2 protein-coding genes and 1 pseudogene are annotated in these 1820 nt (G+C 72.4%); all 3 read right to left on the bottom strand.

What is annotated here, in order from left to right; all coding sequences use genetic code 11:
• The coding region (locus tag Y694_RS21585) for a DUF6513 domain-containing protein (RefSeq protein ID WP_036236566.1) at positions 1 to 207 on the bottom strand (207 nt) is incomplete at its 3' end.
• Complete coding sequence (locus Y694_RS21580; protein WP_375136168.1) at positions 186 to 791, bottom strand: flavoprotein; 606 nt, start codon at positions 789 to 791, stop codon at positions 186 to 188. The genes Y694_RS21585 and Y694_RS21580, both read right to left, overlap by 22 nt.
• A 25-nt stretch (positions 792 to 816) precedes the next feature.
• A pseudogene (locus Y694_RS21575) lies at positions 817 to 1820 on the bottom strand (sigma-54-dependent Fis family transcriptional regulator); the annotation flags it as partial.

Raw genomic sequence — 1820 nt, 5'->3', positions numbered from 1 at the left:
GTCCACGCGGCGCGGCCGGCCCTCGGCGTCCACGCTGGTCAGCGGCGCCGCGACGCGGCGACGGACCATGTCGGTCGTCATCAGCGCCGCCACCTGCAGGCCGATCTCGCGCACCTCCCAGGTGAAGGCCGGCGGCTCGATGCCGGCGAGCACGCGCTCCAGGCTGGGCTGCGCCAGCCGGCCGGTCAGGAAGACGATGTGTTCCATGCGAGCTTCAGCGCCTTCAGCCGCGCGTCGAGCGCGGCCTCCAGCTCGGCCGGCGAGCTGAGCACCTGGCAGTGGTCGATCCGCTTGAGCCGTTCCACGTTCTCCAGCTCGATGCCGCGCGGGCGCAGCGTGAGCCACTCGGTGGCATGGCTGCGCGGTGCCTTCGTGATGACCACCGGCTCGGTGTCGCAGGCGAACACCAGGCTGGGCACGCCCAGCTTGCCGGCCTGCGCGAACATGTTGGTCGGCAGCGTGTCCGATAAGCCGAACGCGCACTTGGCCACCGTGTTGCTGGTGGCCGGCGCGATGACCACGGTGTGGTACGCCTCCGCGTACAGCCGCCCGACCGGCACCGAGCTCGCGCTCTTGTCGCGGAACACGCGATAGCGCTCGCGCAGCAGCTCGAGGCGCATGCCGTACAGCGGCAGCACCTCGTCGGCGGCGCCCGACAGGAACAGGTCCACGTTGGGCAGCCGCGCCGCCAGCGCCATGGACTCCTCGAGGTAGTGACCCGAGCCGGTCACGCACCACGCGAAGCGCGAGCCGGGCGGGTCGTCGGTGGCCGGCGCGTGGTCGTCGCCCAGCGCCGCGGCCCAGCGCTTCGCCGCCTCACCCTGCAGCGGCGGGTCCGCTGCCGGGGTGGGAGAGGGCGATGTGCAGCTTGTGGAGCTTGCGGTAGAGGGTGTTGCGGCTGACATCGAGCGCCTTGGCGACATTGCTCACGTTCCAACGGTGGTCTTCCAGCAGCTGCAGCAGCACCTCGCGCTCCTTGGCCTGGATCGGGTTCATCGGCGGCAACGCTGGAGCTTCATTGTCGACGCTCGTCGACGCGGCCGGCGCCGGCAGGGTCAAGGGCGCACCGGCGCGGACGGTGGCTGCACGCAGCGAGGCGAGGTGCGGCAGGTCGATCAGGCCATCGTCGTCCGCCAGCGCGAGCGCGGTGCGCAGCGCATGGCGCAGCTGCCGCACGTTGCCGGGCCACGGGTGCTGCTCCAGCAGGGTCTGTGCCTCGGGCGTCAGCGAGGCCAGGCCGCCGGACTCCAGCGCCAGCAGCTCGGCGATCAGCGCGCGCCGGTCGCTGCGCTCGCGCAGCGCGGGCAGGCTGACCTCGAAGCCGCACAAGCGGTAGTACAAGTCCTCGCGGAAGCGGCCTTCCTCCACCATCTGCGCCAGCGGCCGGTGGCTGGCGCTGACCAGCTGGAAGTCCACGTCGACGGTTTCCTCGGCGCCGAGCGGCGTGACCTTGCGCTCGTCGAGCACGCGCAGCAGGCGGGCCTGCAGCGCCAGCGGCATGTCGCCGATCTCGTCGAGGAACAACGTGCCGCGGTCGGCCTCCAGCACCTTGCCGCGCCGGCCGCTGCGCTGTGCACCGGTGAAGGCGCCGGCGCGGTAGCCGAACAGCTCGGCCTCGATCAGGCTCTCGGGCAGGCTGGCGCAATTGACCGCGACGAAGCTGCCGGCGTGCTTGGGGCTGGCCGCATGCAGCGCGCGCGCGAACACCTCCTTGCCGGCACCGGTCTCGCCATGCAGCAGCACCGGGATGTCGCGCGCGATCGCGCGGCGTGCCTGGTCGACTGGCCGCTCAGCCGCGGGTCACCGAAGGCCGGCGCGGC

This window comes from Methylibium sp. T29-B (genome assembly GCF_000576225.1).
In the GTDB taxonomy this organism is placed as follows: Bacteria; Pseudomonadota; Gammaproteobacteria; order Burkholderiales; family Burkholderiaceae_C; genus Methylibium; species Methylibium petroleiphilum.
Note: the sequence above shows the minus strand (reverse complement) of the source record. Positions and strands in the feature narration are given on the sequence as shown.